This is a genomic window from Streptomyces akebiae, assembly GCF_019599145.1.
In the GTDB taxonomy this organism is placed as follows: Bacteria; Actinomycetota; Actinomycetes; order Streptomycetales; family Streptomycetaceae; genus Streptomyces; species Streptomyces akebiae.
Genome location: NZ_CP080647.1, coordinates 4,004,328 through 4,021,117, shown reverse-complemented (window position 1 = coordinate 4,021,117; position 16,790 = coordinate 4,004,328). Strand labels below are relative to the sequence as shown.

The following is a 16,790-nucleotide window of genomic DNA, read 5'->3' as shown; positions in this document are numbered from 1 at the left end:
CTACAGCTTGCGCAGGCTGAGGCGGCGGACCTTGTGGTCGGGGCCCTTGCGGATGATGAGGGTGGCGCGGCCGCGGGTGGGGGCGATGTTCTCGACCAGGTTGGGCTTGTTGATGGTGCGCCAGAGGGTGCGGGCGTAGTCGAGGGCTTCGTCCTCGGAGACCTGGGTGTACTTGCGGAAGTACGAGTCGGGGTTCTGGAACGCGGTCTGGCGGAGCTTCTTGAAGCGGTTGAGGTACCAGCGCTCGATGTCGTCGGCGCCGGCGTCGACGTACACGCTGAAGTCGAAGTAGTCGGCGAGACCGACGCGGGTGCGGCCGTCCTGGCCGGGGAGGGCGGGCTGGAGGACGTTCAGGCCCTCGACGATGAGGATGTCGGGGCGGCGGACCGTGAGCCGCTGGTCGGGGACGATGTCGTAGATGAGGTGGGAGTAGACGGGGGCCGTCACCTCGTCCTTGCCGGCCTTGATGTCGGCGACGAAACGGGTCAGGGCCCGGCGGTCGTACGACTCGGGGAAGCCCTTGCGGGAGACCAGGCCACGTTCCTGGAGGTCCTTCATGGGGAGCAGGAAGCCGTCGGTGGTGACCAGTTCCACGCGCGGGTGTTCGGGCCAGCGGGCCAGGAGGGCCTGGAGGAGGCGGGCGACGGTGGACTTGCCGACGGCCACGGAGCCGGCGACGCCTATGACGAACGGGGTGCCGGACTGGGAGCCCTGCTCGCCCAGGAAGGTGTTCAGGGCGCCGCGCAGGCCGTTGGTGGCGCCCACGTAGAGGTTGAGGAGCCGGGACAGCGGCAGATAGATGTCCCGTACCTCGTCGAGGTCGATGACATCGCCCAGACCGCGCAGCTGTTCGACCTCCTCGGCATTCAGGGGGAGCGGCGTCTTTTCGCGCAGCGCACTCCATTCGGCACGGGTGAGGTCGACGTAGGGAGTCGCCTCCGGCCTGGGCCGGTGGGCGCTCCGCGGCAACGAGGAGACCGGTGAGATCACAGTCCATTGTTAACGGAGTTTGAACGGGGTGGCGGGGTGGGGTCCGTCACGCCGGGCCGGGGCGCGGTAGGGGATTCCCCTTTCCCTGTGCGTGAACTGTGGCGAAGGTATGGACCTTGGGTGTGGGGAGGACTAGCGTCCGGGCGGTCGGGAGGGAGCCGCCTCCCGGTCGACCAGGGGGGAATGGGGGATTGGGATGACTTTCGGTGTGCGTCTTCGCTTACGGGGCGCCGTTCGACGGGGGTCTGCGCGCGGTGACGCGGAGCTCGCCGGGCGGGTGTGCAGCGAGCTGTCGGCGGACCTGCCGGACGAGGACCTCGGCGAGTGCCTCGATGACGCCATTGACATGTACCGGATGGGCAGTAAGCCGCGGTGCGAGGAGGTCGAGTATCTGGGGATGGTGCGGGAGGCCATCGACCGGATCGAGGAGGGGGAGTGAGGCGGCTCCGCCGCGTGCCCGAGTCCGGTCTCCCGCGGGCCTCTTCGGTCGACGGATCCTGAGGCTGGAGGCCAGCAGGTCCTTCAGGCTGGTGGAGGCCTTCAGACCAGCAGGTCCTTGTAGTAGATGCTGGCCTTCTTGCGGCTGTCGGTGGCGGAGGTCACCGAGCCGAAACCGCTGCACAGGCGGGCCGCCTGAGGGTTGGCGGGGTCCGGGACCTGGATGGCCATGCCCTCGGGCTCCCGGTAGGGGAGCGAGTAGCCGGCCCTGGTGAGTTCCTGCTGGACGACGGTGCCGGTGTTCCAGTCGACGGTGGTGATGAAGGTGTTGCCGTCGGGTGAGACCGAGCCGTTGGCGCCGTACTGTGAGCCGGCCAGGAGGTAGAGGTAGCTGCCGAAGGTCGCGAAGCCCTGGAAGACGTCGGTGTAGCCGGGCTGGAGGTCGGCGGGCTGGGCCACGTCGGCGAGGGTCGTCCGGCCGCCGCTCTTGAAGGCGGCGAGGTCGTAGAGCCGGTAGCGGAAGGCGCCGGAGACCCGGCAGCGGACGGTGAGCCGGGAGTGGACCGGGTCCAGGGCCACCGTGGTCCGGTCGACGCCGGACTCCAGGCTGTACTGGGTGAGGGCCGGGGAGTCCGGCGTGAGGATCGTTCCGTTCGCGAACTTGAAGCGGGCGAGGCGGCTGCCCCAGCCGTCGACGGTGCCGTCCGCGTTGGTGACCTGGATAGCTTTTGTCTCCGTCCACAGGAAACTCCCGGAATTCGTGGACTCGACGCCGATCTGTACGCCGTGGCCGAAACCGCGTAGGTACATGACGCCCAGAATCCGTCCGGCGAGGTCGAGTCGGGTCAGGCACAGGTCGCCGTTCGCGTCGCGCTCGGCGCCGGTGTACGTCCGGGTCTCGCCGGGGAGTCGGAGGCCGCCGTCGATGAGTTGCACGGTGAAGAGGTGGCCGCGTGTGTTGTCGAATGCGAAGGACTGGAGGATGCGGGTCCCGGTGAGTCCGACCTCGCGCAGCAGCACGTCCGAGCCGTCGTTCAGATCGAAACGCTTGGTCGTGGTCACGGCGCCTGGGCTCGTGCTTTCCTCGCGGTCGGTTCCCGAGGCGCGGTTGGTCAGTTGGGATGACGCGATCGCAACGGCCGGAACGGCCGCCACGCCGACACCGGCGCCGGTCAGTCTCAGGAGCTGTCTGCGGTTGAGCATGCTGGTGGAGCCCCCCGTGGAATGCGTGTGAACCCGCCGATGGACCGTTGGCGCTCCATGGAGGGTCGCTTCTGGCGCGTCATTAAAGCACCTGGCATTCGGGTCAGGTAGAGCTCCGGTTGGCTTGGACGAGTCGGTTGGGTGAGCGGTTTTTCATTCCCAGAAATTTAGACGGCCTTTACATGGGACTGTCCGCTGTGCGGTCTTTTGTAGGCGTTGGATTTGAGTCACGTGTGAGTTAGCGTCCCGCCCCGAGTCTGTTCGCTCGGTATGCGTGATGTGTTTGCACGGGGGTGTGGTTGTGGGGCGGTCTGCCAGACGTGGCCTTGTCGTGTCCGTGTCCAGTGCGGTGCTGTGCGGTCTTCTGTCCGTACCGGCCTTCGCCGCTGTAGTGGACGTGGCGAAACCGAAGGACAAGACGGTCAGCGTGCCGACGGGTGGAGCCCAGACCGTGCCCCGGCAGAGGGCCGAGCAGACGATGACGAAGGCCCCGAAGACGACGTGGCCCAAGAGGACCGCAGCCTCCGTCGACCTGCGGAAAGCCGCCGCCGGTGACGCCCTGGCCGTATCGACGTCGGGCACGGTGGTCGACGCGGACGGCACGAGCCGGGCGGCGAAGTCCGCCGTGGTGACCGTCGCGAAACCCTCCGCCACGGAGCGCGTGGTGGCAGGCACACCGCCCCAGGCGAAGTTCGCGAAGTGGCAGAAGACCTCGAAGCAGGGAACCCCCGCCGGCGGAGACACCCGACTGGTACGGACCGGAAGTGTCCCCGAGAACGTGGATGTCCGGTTGCTCGACCGCTCTCAGGTGGAGTCGATCGGTGGCATAGGCATGGGGCTTCGCCTCACCCGCGAGGACGGCGTCGAGGACCCCGGCCCGGTGCGGGTGACGCTCGACTACTCCGGTTTCCAATACGCCCACGGCGGTGACTTCGCCGACCGCCTCCGGCTGGTCCAGATGCCGGCCTGCGCGCTCACCACCCCGGAGAAGAAGGGCTGTTCGCCGGATCTGAAGCAGTTCATCGAAGCCGACAACGACGTCGGGACCGGGACTCTCTCGGCGACTGTGTACGCCGACGCCGACCCCGCGGCCGTGGCGATCGACGACGGATCCTCCCAGTTCAGCCGGTCGACCTACGCGAGCGCGTCCGGGGCCACCGTGCTGGCGGTCACCTCTGGGTCCTCGTCCGACGAGGGGGACTACCGGGCATCGACACTGAGCCCCACCGGTTCGTGGGACGTGTCCACCGGATCCGGGGCCTTCACCTACAGCCTGCCGGTCCAACTGCCCAAGGCCCCCTTCGGTACCACGCCATCACTGGCCCTCAGCTACAACTCGCAGTCGGTGGACGGCCGTACGTCGGCCACCAACAACCAGGCGTCGTGGGTCGGCATGGGCTGGGACCTTGAGGTCGGCTACATCGAGCGGCGTTACAAGAACTGTGCCCAGGACGGCCTGTCCACCATCGGCGACATGTGCTGGGAGTCGCCGAACACCGGCACGGAACCCGACGGCGCCGTCTACGTCATCAGCCTCAACGGTGTCACCTCCCAGCTGGTGCAGGACGGCAATGGCACAGGCTCCTATCACCTGCAGGACGACCCCGGCTGGCGGGTCCAGCACCTCTGGAACGGCCACGGCAGCGACGACGAGTACTGGGTGATCTCCACCCCGGACGGCATGCGCTACTACTTCGGCTGGGGCCGCAGCGAGCGCAACGACGCCTCCACGAACTCCGTCTACACGATGCCCGTCGTCGGCAACGACACCAGCGAGCCGTGCCACGCTCAGTACCCCGAGCCGTGCACCCAGGCCTGGCGCTGGAACCTCGACCGGGTCGTCGACCCCAACGAGGTCGAGAACGCCTACTTCTACGACAAGCAGAAGAACCACTACCGTTCGGTCGCGAACACCGACAAGGCGCGTTCGTACGACGCCGGCGGCTATCTCACCCGCATCGAGTACGGCTGGGCCTCCCAGATCAGCGGCGCCCTGCTGCCCGCCAAGGTTGAGCTGAGCCACGTCGGCCGCTGTGTCGAACGCATGGCGGAGGCGGACCCTCTGGGCGACGAACCCGCAGCCTGTCCCGGCATCTCCAGTACCCCGGAGTCGTACCCGGACGTCCCGACCGACCTCATGTGCGATGGCACCGCCGACGACAGCTACTGCGCCGGCATGACGTACTACCCCACGTTCTTCACCACGGACATGCTGTGGGACATCAAGACCTTCGTCAGCAACGACGGCGGTTCCACATGGGACCCGGCCATGCAGTACCAGACCAAGCACGGCCTGCCCAACCCCGACGGCACCGTCGGCAAGACCCTCTGGCTCGACTACGTCCAGCGCCAGGGCTACGGCGATGGCACCGACCTGCGCCTGCCCGTCATCAACTTCAACGGTGAGTGGAAGGACAACCAGGTCGGGTCCTCGCTGCTCAACTTCCGCCGAGTCACCAAGGTGTACGGCGATCTCGGCGCGGCGACGAGCGTGACCTATGGTCAGCCGGACGCCTGTGACATAGACGCCTTGCCGAGCCAGTCCTCCAACACCCAGCTGTGCTTCTGGCAGAAGTGGGCGCCCGAGGGCTCGGCGCAGACGAAGACCGGCTGGTTCAAGAAGTACCTGGTCACCCAGGTGTCCGTGGACCCCGGTGTCGGTCAAGGTGCCGACGGCGACGGCGACCCGAACATGACCACGCGCTACGAGTACAACGGTGGCGGTGGCTGGAGGTTCACCAACGACCCGTTGGTGGCCGACGAGGACGAGACCTGGTCCGACTGGCGGGGCTACCAGCAGGTCGAGGTCTTCACCGGCACCAAGAGCAACGCGGCGTCCACCTACCACTGGCTCTACCGTGGCCTGAGCGGCGACCGCACGTCCAAGACGGACTCGTCCGCGACCCGTACCGTGAAGGTCAAGGACGGTCAGGGCACCGAGTACACGGACTCGGCCTGGCTCGCGGGCAAGACCATCGAGACCAGCAAACGCGATGGCGACGGCGGCTCGCACGAGCGGACGTTCAAGGAGTACTGGACCCACGTCACCGCCGCGTACGAGGGGCTGCCCGACGCCCGCTTCGTCCGCGACAGCAAGACGTCGACACATCAGATGACGTCGCAGGGCTGGCGGGTGCGCACGGTCATGGACGAGTACGACGACACGTCCTCCACCAGCACCACGTACGGTCTGCCGTTGCGGACCAACGACTGGGGCGAGGAGGCGGTCGCCGACAACCGCTGCACCACGTACGGCCGCGCCTACAGCACGGACAACTTCCCCGACTCCGACGTCAAACGCTGGATGATCGTCGAGGACGAGCGCCGCCACTACGCGGCCGACTGTGCGAACCGCGCGGCCGCCAACCAGGACACGTTCACGGCGACGCTGTACGACGGGTCCACGTCGGTGGCGGGCAACGACACGGCGTTGGCCGACGCCAATGTGACGGAACTCCGCACGTACACCAACGCGTCGACATACCGCTCCATCAAGACGGACTACGACGACGCCGGCCGGGTCGTGGCCACTTACGACGGCAAGGCCAGCAAGACGACCACGACCTACTCGCCGAACACGACATGGCCCACCGATGGAGTGAAGGTCACCACCCCGGACCCGGACGGCAGCGGCTCGGGCACCGCGATGTCCACGACCACCTGGTCCTCTCGTCTGTGGGGCACCCCGTACCGGATCCTGGACGCCAACGGCCGGACCACCCGGCTCGTGCACGATTCGGTCGGCCGCTACAGCACCGTCTGGAAGCCGACGGAGATCGGCAACTACCCGGACGGTATCTCGTCGATGAAGTTCACCTATGCCGTGCCGACCGGAACCAACGGCGACGGGGTGCCGGACACGGTGACGGGGGCGCCCAGGGTGTCGACCGGGGTCCTGCAGTCCGGTTCGAACTACATCTACTCATACCTCTACCTGGACGGACTCGGACGCACGCGGGAGACCCAGGCGACCGCTCCGGGCGGGTCCGGCCGTACGGTCGTCTCCACGCGGTACGACACCTCCGGTAACGCAACGGGCACGTCAGCGCCGTTCTACAACTCCTCGGCGGCGGGCTCCGGCATGGTCCTGCCCACGGTGGCCGATCTGCCGTCCTACACCGACCTCCTCATCGACTGGGCGGGACGGACGACGGGGACGCAGATCCTCGTCAACGAGCAGCCCCAGCCCGTGATGAACTCCCGCACCTACTACCACGGTGACCACACGACCGTCGTGCCCGCCGTGGGCGAGCGCTCCGACACCTACACGGACGTCTTCGGCCAGACCACACGGATCGTCGAGTACGGCCCGACCGGAGCGGCGGCCACGGCGTACGAGTACACCCGCAGTGGGGGCCTCAGGAAGATCACCGACCCCAAGGGGAACACCACCGAGTACACATACAACTGGCTGGGGGAGCGGCTGACGTCGGACGATCCGGACACGGGCGCCTCGTCTGTCACCTACGACGAGAATGGCCAGATCTCCACGGCCACCACAGTCGGCAACAGCACGACACTGAGCTACACCTACGACGCCCTCCGACGGCCCACCACGGTGTCACAGGGCACGACGACGCTTTCCCGGCTGGCCTACGACAGTGCGCCGGGCGGCAAGGGCAAGCTGGCGACGGCCACCTCCTACCAGGACGGCAAGGCCTATACGCAGACCGTCACGGGATACGACACCCGTGGCCGGGTCGTCGGCCGGACCACGACGATTCCGGACGACGGTTCGGGACTCGCCGGCACTTACACCTTCGCCTACGGCTACGACTTGGCTGACCACGTCACGTCGGTGAGCTATCCGCAGATCGGTGGGCTGCCCGCGGAGACGGTGACCACCGCCTACACAGCGCAGGGCCTGCCGTCCAGGGTGGCCAGCCCGCTGGGAACGTACCAGTCGTCGATCGGCTTCGACCGGCTCGGCCGGCTCAACGGCCGTGTCTACGGCGAGAGCGGGGGCTCCGACGCCACCGTGAGCCGGGCACTCACGTACGACGACGCCGACGGCACCGGTCTCCTGGCCGGTGCGAAGACCACCGTGACCACGGGGGGTACCACCACCACCGCGCAGGACGACACTTTCACCCGGGATCTCGGCGGGCAGCTCACCGGCGTCACGGACAAGGTCGTCGGACAGAGCGAGTGCTTCACCTACGACGAGCTCAACCGGCTCAGCCGGGCGTGGACGACACAGGAGAGCGACGGCTGCTCCGGCGCCGCGACACCGGACATGAGCAGTTCCCTCGACCCGTACGACACGACTTGGACGTATGACGAACTGGGCAACATCCAGGCTGTGCGGGAGACCACGTCCCTGGGAACCACGGACAAGGACTACACCTACCCGGGTTACAGCGCGGACGAGACCTCGTACACGGCGGAGCAGGCGCGCCCGCACGCGGTCGTCAAGGCTGGTTCCGACTCCTTCGGCTACAACGCCGCCGGGCAGATGACCTCACGCACGGTCGACGGGGTGAGTTCGGCGCTGGAGTGGAACGGCCTGAACCGGATCAGCAAGATCACCCAAGAGAAGTCGACGGGTGACGAGGTGTCGACCTACGTGTACGACACGGACGGAAATGTTCTGCTGCGGGCCTCGCCGACTGAGAAGGTGCTGTACCTCGACGGTCACGAACTGCGCAGGACCGGTTCGGCGAGCGCTTCCGCCACCCGTTACTACTCCGCTGCGGGCACCAACGTCGCGATGCGGGTGGCCGACGGCTCTGCGGCCGGCAAGCTGACCTGGATCCTCGGCGACGCACAGGCCTCGACATCCATGCTGGTCTCCATGGGAGGCGCCGTCCTGCGCCGACGCTACACGGCCTTCGGTAAGCAACGAGGCAGCACGAATCTTCCCTCGTCCACCGACCGGGGATTCCTGGGCCAGTCGGAGGACGACTCCACCGGGCTGTCCATGCTCGGCGCCCGGATGTACGACCCCGATCTGGGCCGGTTCCTGAGCGGGGACGAGCTCAACAAGCCGTACTCGCCCCAGGAGATGAACGCCTACAGCTACGGGGCGAACAACCCCGTCCGGTACAGCGACCCGACCGGCTTCGAGATCGGTTCTCGGCCGAACTCGTGCCAGTACGACCTGAAGTACTGCGATAAGGCCGTGCAGGACGCCGTCGGCTACGACCCGTCGACCGGAACGGTCGACTACACCAAGGGAACCCAGGTGGGTGACGGGTCCATCACCGGAAAGACCGTCACGAAGAAGCTTCCGGATCAGGCCTACGACTGGGTGTCCAAGGACCTCGGCTACCAAGGGACTCCGTGGCTGACGCAGGCCCAGTACGACACCTTCATGCAGAACGCCACCTCTGATGTCAAGAAGGCGAAGATGGCCTACTTCTTCGAGGTGTGCCAGAAGTCCGCGGACGTGAACAAGTGCCTGGGTACGGCGAAGAACATCCAGGTCGCGGAGGAGGAGCCAGATGATCACGCCTTCCTGAGCGATGACACGGCGGACACGCTCGGCATGATCAGTACCGGGCTGGGTATCGCTGCGGTGATGACCGCCGCAACTCCTATCGGTCCCGTCCTCGGCCTGTTGGCGGTGGGTGTGGGCGTCGTCGTCGCCGCCGACGCCTGCTGGGGCAACTGGATGAGTCTGGGATGCGCGGCCGGCGTCGTCGGAATCGCGGGCGGCCTTGTGCCGATGCTCAAGTCGGGTGAGGCCCTGCAGGGGATCGGTACGCTCCGGACCTGGGGGGTGCAGGCGGGACGGTCGGTCGCCGACGGGGCTCGCAGTGCATGGAGCGGTGTCAGAGGCCTCTTCGGTGGTTGACAGAAGGAAGCGCGATGCGACGTGTGAAGCCCTGGCGGGAGCGGCAGGTCATGGGTGCCCTGGTCATCGCCGCCGTGACGGGAGCTGTTCTCGCTGCGTTGCCGGCCTGGAGGGACGCGGCCATCTGGAAGCTCGCGGCTCTCGTCATGCTCCTCTGCATCGGCGCGTTCGCAGGACGGGCGCAGTTGGTTCCGCTGGTGCGCTACGACCAGGACACTCTGGTCGTACGCAACAGTGCCCGCCGGTACGAAATCCCCTGGGCGACGCTGCGGGGTGTGAACTGGGACGACAGGACCGGTCTCAGCCTCACGCTGGAAGGAGACCGCACGGTCGAGGTTCAGGCGTTCAGCCGCTGGCCGTCCTTCGGCCGTCATCGCCGGGTCATTGACGAACTGGAGCGGATGCGACCGCGACAGGCGGAGCCGGGGGCCGGAGACGTCACCGTGACCCCGGCGCCGCCCGTCGTGGAACTGATCTTTTTCGCCTCGACCACCGTCCTGATCGTCGCGTTGCTCGTCAAGGGTGGTACGGCACTGTTCTCGTGATGTCCCGCCAGGCCGCCGGGATCGCCTCCGCCACGTCATGGGCCCCCGTCGGGGCGCCGTCGGCGGCGTAGCGGCCCGCAAGGCCGTGGAGGTAGGCCGCCGTGCTCGCCGCGTCCAGCGGGGGGAGGCCGGCGGCCAGGAGGGAGCCTGCCAGGCCGGAGAGGACGTCGCCGCTGCCGGCGGTGGCGAGCCAGGGGGTGCCGGTGGGGTTGACGCGGACCGGGGTGTCGGGGTCCGGGGTGGCGATGAGGGTGGTGGAGCCCTTGAGGAGGACCGTGGCGTCGTAGGCGCGGGCCAGGTCGCGTACGGCCGTGAGGCGGGCTGCCTCGACCTCCTCACGGGAGACTCCCAGCAGGGCGGCGGCCTCTCCCGCGTGCGGGGTCATCAGGGTGGGGGCCTCGCGGGTGCGGACCGTGTCGCGGTCGGCGAGGCGCAGGCCGTCCGCGTCCAGGAGGACCGGGACGTCGGAGGCGAGGGCCTCCGCGACGGGGGTGGGGTCGTCGCCCGCGCCGGGGCCCGCGACCCAGGCCTGGACCCGGCCCGCCTTCTTCGGGCCCGTGTTCGAGACGAGGGTCTCCGGGTAGCGGGCGAGGACCGCTTCGGTGGCGGCGCCCACATAGCGGACGGCGCCCGCGCCGCCGCGCAGGGCGCCCGCGACCGCGAGGACCGCCGCGCCCGGGTAGCGGGTCGAGCCCGCCGCGACGCCCACGACTCCCCTGCGGTACTTGTCGCTCTCGCCGGTGGGGCGGGGGAGGAGGGCGGCCACGTCGGCGTGCTGGAGGGACTCCAGGGCCGGGGTCGGCGGGAGTGTCTCCGCCAGGCCGATGTCGATCAGGCGGACCGAGCCGGCGTACTCGCGGGCCGGGTCGACGAGCAGGCCCGGTTTGTGGGTGCCGAAGGTGACGGTGAGGTCGGCGCGGACGGCCGCGCCGCGCACCTCACCGGTGTCCGGCTCGACACCGCTCGGGAGGTCCACGGCGACGACCGTGGCGGGAGAGTCGGCGAGGAGGTCGGCGAGGTGGGCGGCGTCGGGGCGGAGGCCGCCCCTGCCGCCGATGCCGACGATGCCGTCCAGGACGAGGTCGGCGCGGGCGAGGGCGGTGGGGGTGGTGGCGGAGTGGGCGGTGGTCGTGGTGCCGCCCGCTCGCAGGAGGGCCCTGAGGGCGTCCGGGTGGGTGCGGTCGGGGGCGAGGAGGACGGCGGTCACGCCCGCGCCGCGCCTGGCCAGGCGGGCGCCGGCGTAGAGGGTGTCGCCGCCGTTGTCGCCGCTGCCGGTGAGGAGGACGACGCGGCTGCCGTAGACGCGGCGGGGGAGCACGTCCGCGCAGGCCGCGGCGAGACCTGCGGCCGCGCGCTGCATCAGGGCGCCTTCGGGGAGGCGGGCCATGAGGGTGCGTTCGGCTGTGCGGACGGTTTCTACACGGTGGGCTGAGCGCATGGGGACGAGTCTGCCTTGGGGAGGGGGTGGGGTGCAGGGCGTGGGGTGCAGGGGGTGGGTGGCGTGGGCTTCGGCGGGGTGGGTCGGTGGTGGGGTTCCGCTGCTCGGCGGTGGCGAGGTGCCGTCTGCGCCCACCCGTGCCGCCCCAGCGGCACGATGGCCCGCAGGGAGAGCAGGGGCGGAGGGCGGCGGCCCCTCAGCCCTCCGCGATCACCACCGCCGACGCCACCCCCGCGTCATGGCTCAACGAGATGTGCCAGGACTGGACGCCCAGTTCGGAGGCGCGGGACGCGACCGTGCCGGTGACACGGAGGCGGGGTTGGCCGGAGGGTTCGACGTAGACCTCGGCGTCGGTCCAGCGCAGGCCGCTCGGGGCGCCCAGGGCCTTGGCGAGGGCCTCCTTCGCGGCGAAGCGGGCCGCGAGGGAGGCGATGCCCCGGCGTTCGCCGCTGGGGAGGAGGAGTTCGCTGGGCAGGAAGAGGCGGTCGGCCATGCTGGGCGTGCGCTCCAGCGAGGCACGGAAACGGTCGATCTCGGCGACGTCGATGCCGACTCCGATGATGGGCATGATCCGCACCCTAGCCCCGGGCGGACGCTGCTCTGGCCGCGGCCAGGCGCCTTCCAGGCTCCCGCTCGTGGGCTTGGCCGGGCGTTTCCAGGCTCCCGCTCGTGGGCTTGGCCGGGCGTTTCCAGGCTCCGCTCGTGGGCCTGGCCGGGTGTTCCAGGCTCCCGCCCGACGCCGCCCTGGCCCCAGGCGGACGCCGCACCCGCCCCAGCGCCGCGAGCCCCGGCCGCTCACTCCACCGTCACCGACTTCGCCAGGTTCCGCGGCTGGTCCACCTCGTTCCCCCGGGCCGTGGCCAGTTCGCAGGCGAAGACCTGGAGCGGGACCGTGGCGACCAGGGGCTGGAGCAGGGTCGGGGTCGCCGGGACGCGGATCAGGTGGTCGGCGTACGGGACCACCGTCTCGTCTCCCTCCTCCGCGATGACGATCGTGCGGGCGCCCCGCGCGCGGATCTCCTGGATGTTGGAGACGATCTTGTCGTGCAGGAGGGAGCGGCCCGCCGGGGAGGGGACCACGACGACCACCGGGAGGTCCTCCTCGATCAGGGCGATCGGGCCGTGCTTCAGCTCGCCCGCCGCGAAGCCCTCGGCGTGCATGTAGGCCAACTCCTTGAGTTTCAGGGCGCCTTCGAGGGCGACCGGATAACCCACATGGCGGCCCAGGAACAGCACCGTGTTCTTGTCGGCGAGGGTGCGGGCCAACTCCCGTACCGGCTCCATCGTTTCGAGGACCCGCTCCACCTCGTGGGAGATACGGGAGAGGTCGCGGATCACCGCCCGGATCTCGTCGCCCCACTTGGTGCCGCGCACCTGGCCGAGATAGAGGGCCACCAGGTAGCAGGCCACCAACTGCGTCAGGAACGCCTTCGTCGAGGCGACCGCCACCTCGGGGCCCGCGTGGGTGTAGAGGACCGCGTCGGACTCGCGGGGGATCGTCGAGCCGTTGGTGTTGCAGATGGCGAGGACCCGGGCGCCCTGTTCACGGGCGTGGCGCAGCGCCATCAGCGTGTCCATGGTCTCGCCGGACTGGGAGATGGCGATGACCAGGGTGTGAGGGCCGAGGATCGGGTCCCGGTAACGGAACTCGCTCGCCAGCTCCACCTCGCACGGGATACGGGTCCAGTGCTCGATGGCGTACTTGGCGATGAGGCCCGCGTGGAACGCCGTGCCGCACGCCACGATGACCACCTTGTCCAGCTCGCGCAGTTCCCGGTCGGGGATGCGGACCTCGTCCAGGGACAGCGAGCCCGCCGCGTCGATGCGGCCGAGGAGCGTGTCGGCGACCGCCTTGGGCTGCTCGGCGATCTCCTTGAGCATGAAGTAGTCGTAGCCGCCCTTCTCCGCCGCCGACGCGTCCCAGTCGACGTGGTACGAGCGGACGTCGGCGGGGCGGCCGTCGAAGGTGGTCACCGTCACGCCGTCGCGGCGCAGTTCGACGACCTGGTCCTGGCCCAGCTCGATCGCGGAGCGCGTGTGGGCGATGAACGCGGCGACGTCGGAGGCGAGGAAGGCCTCGCCCTCGCCGACGCCGACCACCAGGGGCGAGTTGCGGCGGGCACCCACGACCACGTCCGGTGCGTCCGCGTGCACCGCGACCAGCGTGAACGCGCCCTCCAGCCGACGGCACACCAGCCGCATCGCCTCCGCGAGGTCGTCGCAGGAGGAGAACTCCTCGGCGAGGAGGTGGGCGACGACCTCGGTGTCCGTCTCGGAGGACAGGGTGTGGCCCCGCTCGGCCAGTTCGGTGCGCAGCGCGGCGAAGTTCTCAATGATGCCGTTGTGGACGACGGCGACCCGGCCCGCGTTGTCGAGGTGCGGGTGGGCGTTGGTGTCCGTGGGGCCGCCGTGGGTGGCCCAGCGGGTGTGGCCGATGCCGGTCGAACCGGTCGGCAGCGGGCGGCCGACCAGCTCCTTCTCCAGGTTGACCAGTTTCCCGGCCTTCTTCGCGGCGGCGAGGCCCCCGTCGGCCGCCACCGCCACGCCGGCGGAGTCGTACCCGCGGTACTCCAGCCGCTTCAGTCCGGCGAGGACCACGTCGAGGGCGGACTGCGAGCCGACGTATCCCACGATTCCGCACATAGAAACCCCTGTGTTGTGCTGTTCGCGACCTGTCGTGTGTCGAGTGTGACTGTACGTGACAGTTCGGTGTGGGTCAGTGGGGCTGTGGGTCAGGTGGGTCGGGTTCGGCGCTCCTTTGCGAGGCGGGGTGCGCCCGTTCGCCCGGGGGGTCGTGCGCTCTGCGACACTGGGGCTGACATGAGTGAGACAGCACCTGTGCCGCACGCGCCCCTTCGGGCCCGGGCGGAGATCGATCTGGACGCCCTGCGGGCCAATGTGCGCACGCTGCGCGCGTCGGCGCCGGGCGCCGAGCTGATGGCCGTCGTCAAGTCGGACGCCTACGGCCACGGCGCCGTGCGGTGTGCGCGGGCCGCGGTCGAGGCGGGGGCCACCTGGCTCGGGACGGCCACGCCCGAGGAGGCGTTGGCGCTGCGCGCGGCGGGGCTGTCGGGGCGGCTGATGTGCTGGCTCTGGGCGCCGGGCGGGCCCTGGCGCGAGGCGGTCGAGGCGGATCTCGATGTCGCGGTCAGCGGGTTGTGGGCGCTGCGGGAGGTCACCGACGCCGCCCGGCAGGCGGGCCTGCGCGCCCGTGTGCAGCTGAAGGCCGACACCGGGCTCGGGCGCAACGGCTGTCAGCCCGAGGACTGGCCGGAGTTGGTCGCCGAGGCGCTGCGGGCCGAGGCCGAGGGGCTCGTGAAGGTCACCGGACTCTGGTCGCACCTCGCGTGCGCCGACGAGCCGGGTCACCCGTCCATCGACGCCCAGCTCACCCGCTTCCGCGACATGGTCGGGTACGCGGAGGGCCGGGGCGTGCGCCCCGAGGTGCGGCACATCGCCAACTCGCCGGCCACCCTCACCCGTCCCGACGCCCACTTCGACCTCGTACGGGCGGGCATCGCGGTCTACGGCATCTCGCCCAGCCCGGAGCTGGGCAGTTCGGCCGACCTCGGGCTGCGGCCGGTGATGCGGCTCAGCGCCTCGCTCGCACTGGTCAAACACGTCTCCGCGGGTCACGGCGTCAGCTACGGCCACCACTACGTCACGCCCGGCGCCACGACCCTCGGTCTGGTCCCCGTCGGCTACGCGGACGGCATCCCCCGGCACGCCTCCGGCAGCGGGCCCGTCCTGGTCGGCGGCAAATGGCGGACGGTCGCGGGCCGGGTCGCCATGGACCAGTTCGTCGTCGACCTCGGCGGGGACGAACCCGCCGCCGGGGACGAGGTCGTGCTGTTCGGGGTCGGCGACGGCGGTGAACCGACCGCCGAGGACTGGGCGAAGGCGGCCGGGACCATCGCGTACGAGATCGTGACGCGCATCGGAACCCGCGTTCCGCGCGTCTACGTCGACACGGGTGAGTGAGCGGGCGCGGACGACCGGGGGCCGTGAGGATGGGGATCCCGGGCACCTGAACACGAGTAGGTGAAAGACGAACGAGACGGGTAACTCCGTACAGGCGTGCGGAGCGACAGTGGAACCGGACAGGCCGGAGAAGAGGAGCGGGACGTGAGCGAGAGCAGCGCCGAGGCCGTGGAGGCCGTCGCGAGCGCGGCCGCAGCCACGGCCGCGTCCGGCGACGGCATCTGGCGCAGAGCCGGGGTCGCGGGGGCGGCGATAGGCGTCGTCGCGGCGGGCGCGGCGGCCGGCGTCGCCATAGAGCGGCTCACCGTCGGGCGCGGCATGCGCAGGAAGGCCCGCCTGGCGCTCGACTCCACCGGCCCGTACGGGGCGCTGCGCGGCCTCCCCGGCAAGGCGGTCGCCGACGACGGCACCGAGCTGTACTACGAGGTCGACGACGTCGAGCCCGAGGCGGGCCTCTCGCCCCGCAGACGCCGTCTCTTCGGCCGCAAGGCACCGGCCCCCGTCACCGTCGTCTTCAGCCACGGCTACTGCCTCAACCAGGACTCGTGGCACTTCCAGCGGGCCGCGCTGCGCGGTGTCGTCCGGACCGTGCACTGGGACCAGCGCAGCCACGGCCGCTCCGAGCGCGGGGTGTCCGGGGTGCGCGACGGACTGCCGGTCACCATCGACCAGCTGGGCCGCGACCTCAAGGCCGTCATCGACGCGGCGGTGCCCGAGGGGCCCATCGTGCTCGTCGGTCACTCCATGGGCGGCATGACGGTGATGGCGCTGGCCGCGCACTTCCCGGAGCTGATCCGCGAGCGGGTCGTCGCCGTCGCGCTGGTCGGTACGTCGTCGGGGCGGCTCGGCGAGGTCAACTTCGGGCTGCCCGTCGCCGGGGTCAACGCGGTGCGGCGGGTGCTGCCGGGGGTGCTGAGGGCGCTCGGGCAGCAGGCCGCGCTGGTGGAGCGGGGGCGGCGGGCGACCGCCGATCTGTTCGCCGGGATCATCAAGCGGTACTCGTTCGCGTCGCGGGACGTCGACCCGGCGGTCGCGCGGTTCGCCGAACGGATGATCGAGGGTACGCCCATCGACGTCGTCGCCGAGTTCTATCCGGCGTTCACCGAGCACGACAAGACCGAGGCGCTCACGACGTTCACCGAGCTGCCGGTGCTCGTGCTGGCCGGGGTCAAGGACCTGGTCACCCCGAGCGAGCACAGCGAGGCCATCGCCGATCTGCTGCCGGACGCGGAACTGGTGCTCGTGCCGGACGCGGGGCATCTGGTGATGCTGGAGCATCCCGAAGTGGTGACCGACCGACTTGCCGACCTGCTCACCCGCGCGGGGGCCGTACCGGCGGGAGCTACCGTAAGTGGTTATGGAAGCGCCAGCAGCACCGCACGTCCCGGGTGAGTCCGAG

Annotated in this window: 10 protein-coding genes; 5 read left to right on the top strand and 5 right to left on the bottom strand. The window is 69.9% G+C overall.

Annotated features, from left to right (window positions below; genetic code table 11):
• Positions 1-990 carry a type I pantothenate kinase gene (coaA, locus tag K1J60_RS17085; protein ID WP_220646980.1) on the bottom strand — a complete coding sequence of 330 codons (990 nt, stop codon included), beginning with the start codon at positions 988-990 and terminating at the stop codon, positions 1-3.
• A 277-nt stretch (positions 991-1,267) separates the two neighbouring features.
• On the opposite strand from coaA, the gene K1J60_RS17080 reads away from it, so the two are divergent.
• Positions 1,268-1,429, top strand: coding sequence for a hypothetical protein (locus K1J60_RS17080; RefSeq protein WP_259407765.1), 162 nt, complete (start codon positions 1,268-1,270; stop codon positions 1,427-1,429).
• A gap of 101 nt (positions 1,430-1,530) precedes the next feature.
• Here K1J60_RS17080 and K1J60_RS17075 read toward each other — a convergent pair whose 3' ends face one another.
• On the bottom strand, positions 1,531-2,490 hold the full coding sequence (locus K1J60_RS17075; RefSeq protein ID WP_259407764.1) for a phage baseplate protein: 960 nt from the start codon (positions 2,488-2,490) through the stop codon (positions 1,531-1,533).
• A gap of 472 nt (positions 2,491-2,962) precedes the next feature.
• On the opposite strand from K1J60_RS17075, the gene K1J60_RS17070 reads away from it, so the two are divergent.
• Both K1J60_RS17070 and K1J60_RS17065 read left to right on the top strand, forming a co-directional pair.
• Entirely contained in the window at positions 2,963-9,427 is a 6,465-nt protein-coding gene (locus K1J60_RS17070) for an RHS repeat-associated core domain-containing protein (protein WP_259407763.1), read from the top strand.
• Between the two features lie 14 nt (positions 9,428-9,441).
• Complete coding sequence (locus tag K1J60_RS17065) at positions 9,442-9,972, top strand: hypothetical protein (RefSeq protein ID WP_220646976.1); 531 nt, start codon at positions 9,442-9,444, stop codon at positions 9,970-9,972.
• On the opposite strand, the gene K1J60_RS17060 is transcribed toward K1J60_RS17065, so the two are convergent.
• The 3 genes from K1J60_RS17060 to glmS form a co-directional block, all read right to left on the bottom strand.
• Positions 9,944-11,410 (bottom strand): NAD(P)H-hydrate dehydratase, encoded by a 1,467-nt coding sequence (locus K1J60_RS17060; protein ID WP_220646975.1) that lies wholly within the window; start codon positions 11,408-11,410, stop codon positions 9,944-9,946. The two genes, K1J60_RS17065 and K1J60_RS17060, sit on opposite strands and share 29 nt — an antisense overlap.
• Before the next feature lie 196 nt (positions 11,411-11,606).
• On the bottom strand, positions 11,607-11,978 hold the full coding sequence (locus K1J60_RS17055) for a holo-ACP synthase (RefSeq protein WP_033528399.1): 372 nt from the start codon (positions 11,976-11,978) through the stop codon (positions 11,607-11,609).
• 227 nt (positions 11,979-12,205) lie between these two features.
• Entirely contained in the window at positions 12,206-14,053 is a 1,848-nt protein-coding gene (gene glmS, locus K1J60_RS17050) for a glutamine--fructose-6-phosphate transaminase (isomerizing) (RefSeq protein ID WP_220646974.1), read from the bottom strand.
• Between the two features lie 177 nt (positions 14,054-14,230).
• On the opposite strand from glmS, the gene alr reads away from it, so the two are divergent.
• The gene (alr, locus tag K1J60_RS17045) at positions 14,231-15,391 is read left to right on the top strand and encodes an alanine racemase (protein ID WP_220646973.1); all 1,161 of its coding nucleotides are present in this window, start codon (positions 14,231-14,233) and stop codon (positions 15,389-15,391) included.
• A gap of 144 nt (positions 15,392-15,535) precedes the next feature.
• A complete protein-coding gene (locus K1J60_RS17040) occupies positions 15,536-16,783 on the top strand; it encodes an alpha/beta fold hydrolase (protein WP_220646972.1) in 1,248 nt (415 codons plus the stop codon).
• Positions 16,784-16,790: the final 7 nt, after the last annotated feature.

What these genes read in the sequence shown, in the direction of transcription:
- K1J60_RS17065 (WP_220646976.1), top strand. Translation starts at nt 9,442, where the DNA reads ATGCGACGTGTGAAGCCCTGGCGGGAGCGGCAGGTCATGGGTGCCCTG.
- glmS (WP_220646974.1), bottom strand. Translation starts at nt 14,053, where the DNA reads ATGTGCGGAATCGTGGGATACGTCGGCTCGCAGTCCGCCCTCGACGTG.
- K1J60_RS17055 (WP_033528399.1), bottom strand. Translation starts at nt 11,978, where the DNA reads ATGCCCATCATCGGAGTCGGCATCGACGTCGCCGAGATCGACCGTTTC.
- alr (WP_220646973.1), top strand. Translation starts at nt 14,231, where the DNA reads ATGAGTGAGACAGCACCTGTGCCGCACGCGCCCCTTCGGGCCCGGGCG.
- K1J60_RS17060 (WP_220646975.1), bottom strand. Translation starts at nt 11,410, where the DNA reads ATGCGCTCAGCCCACCGTGTAGAAACCGTCCGCACAGCCGAACGCACC.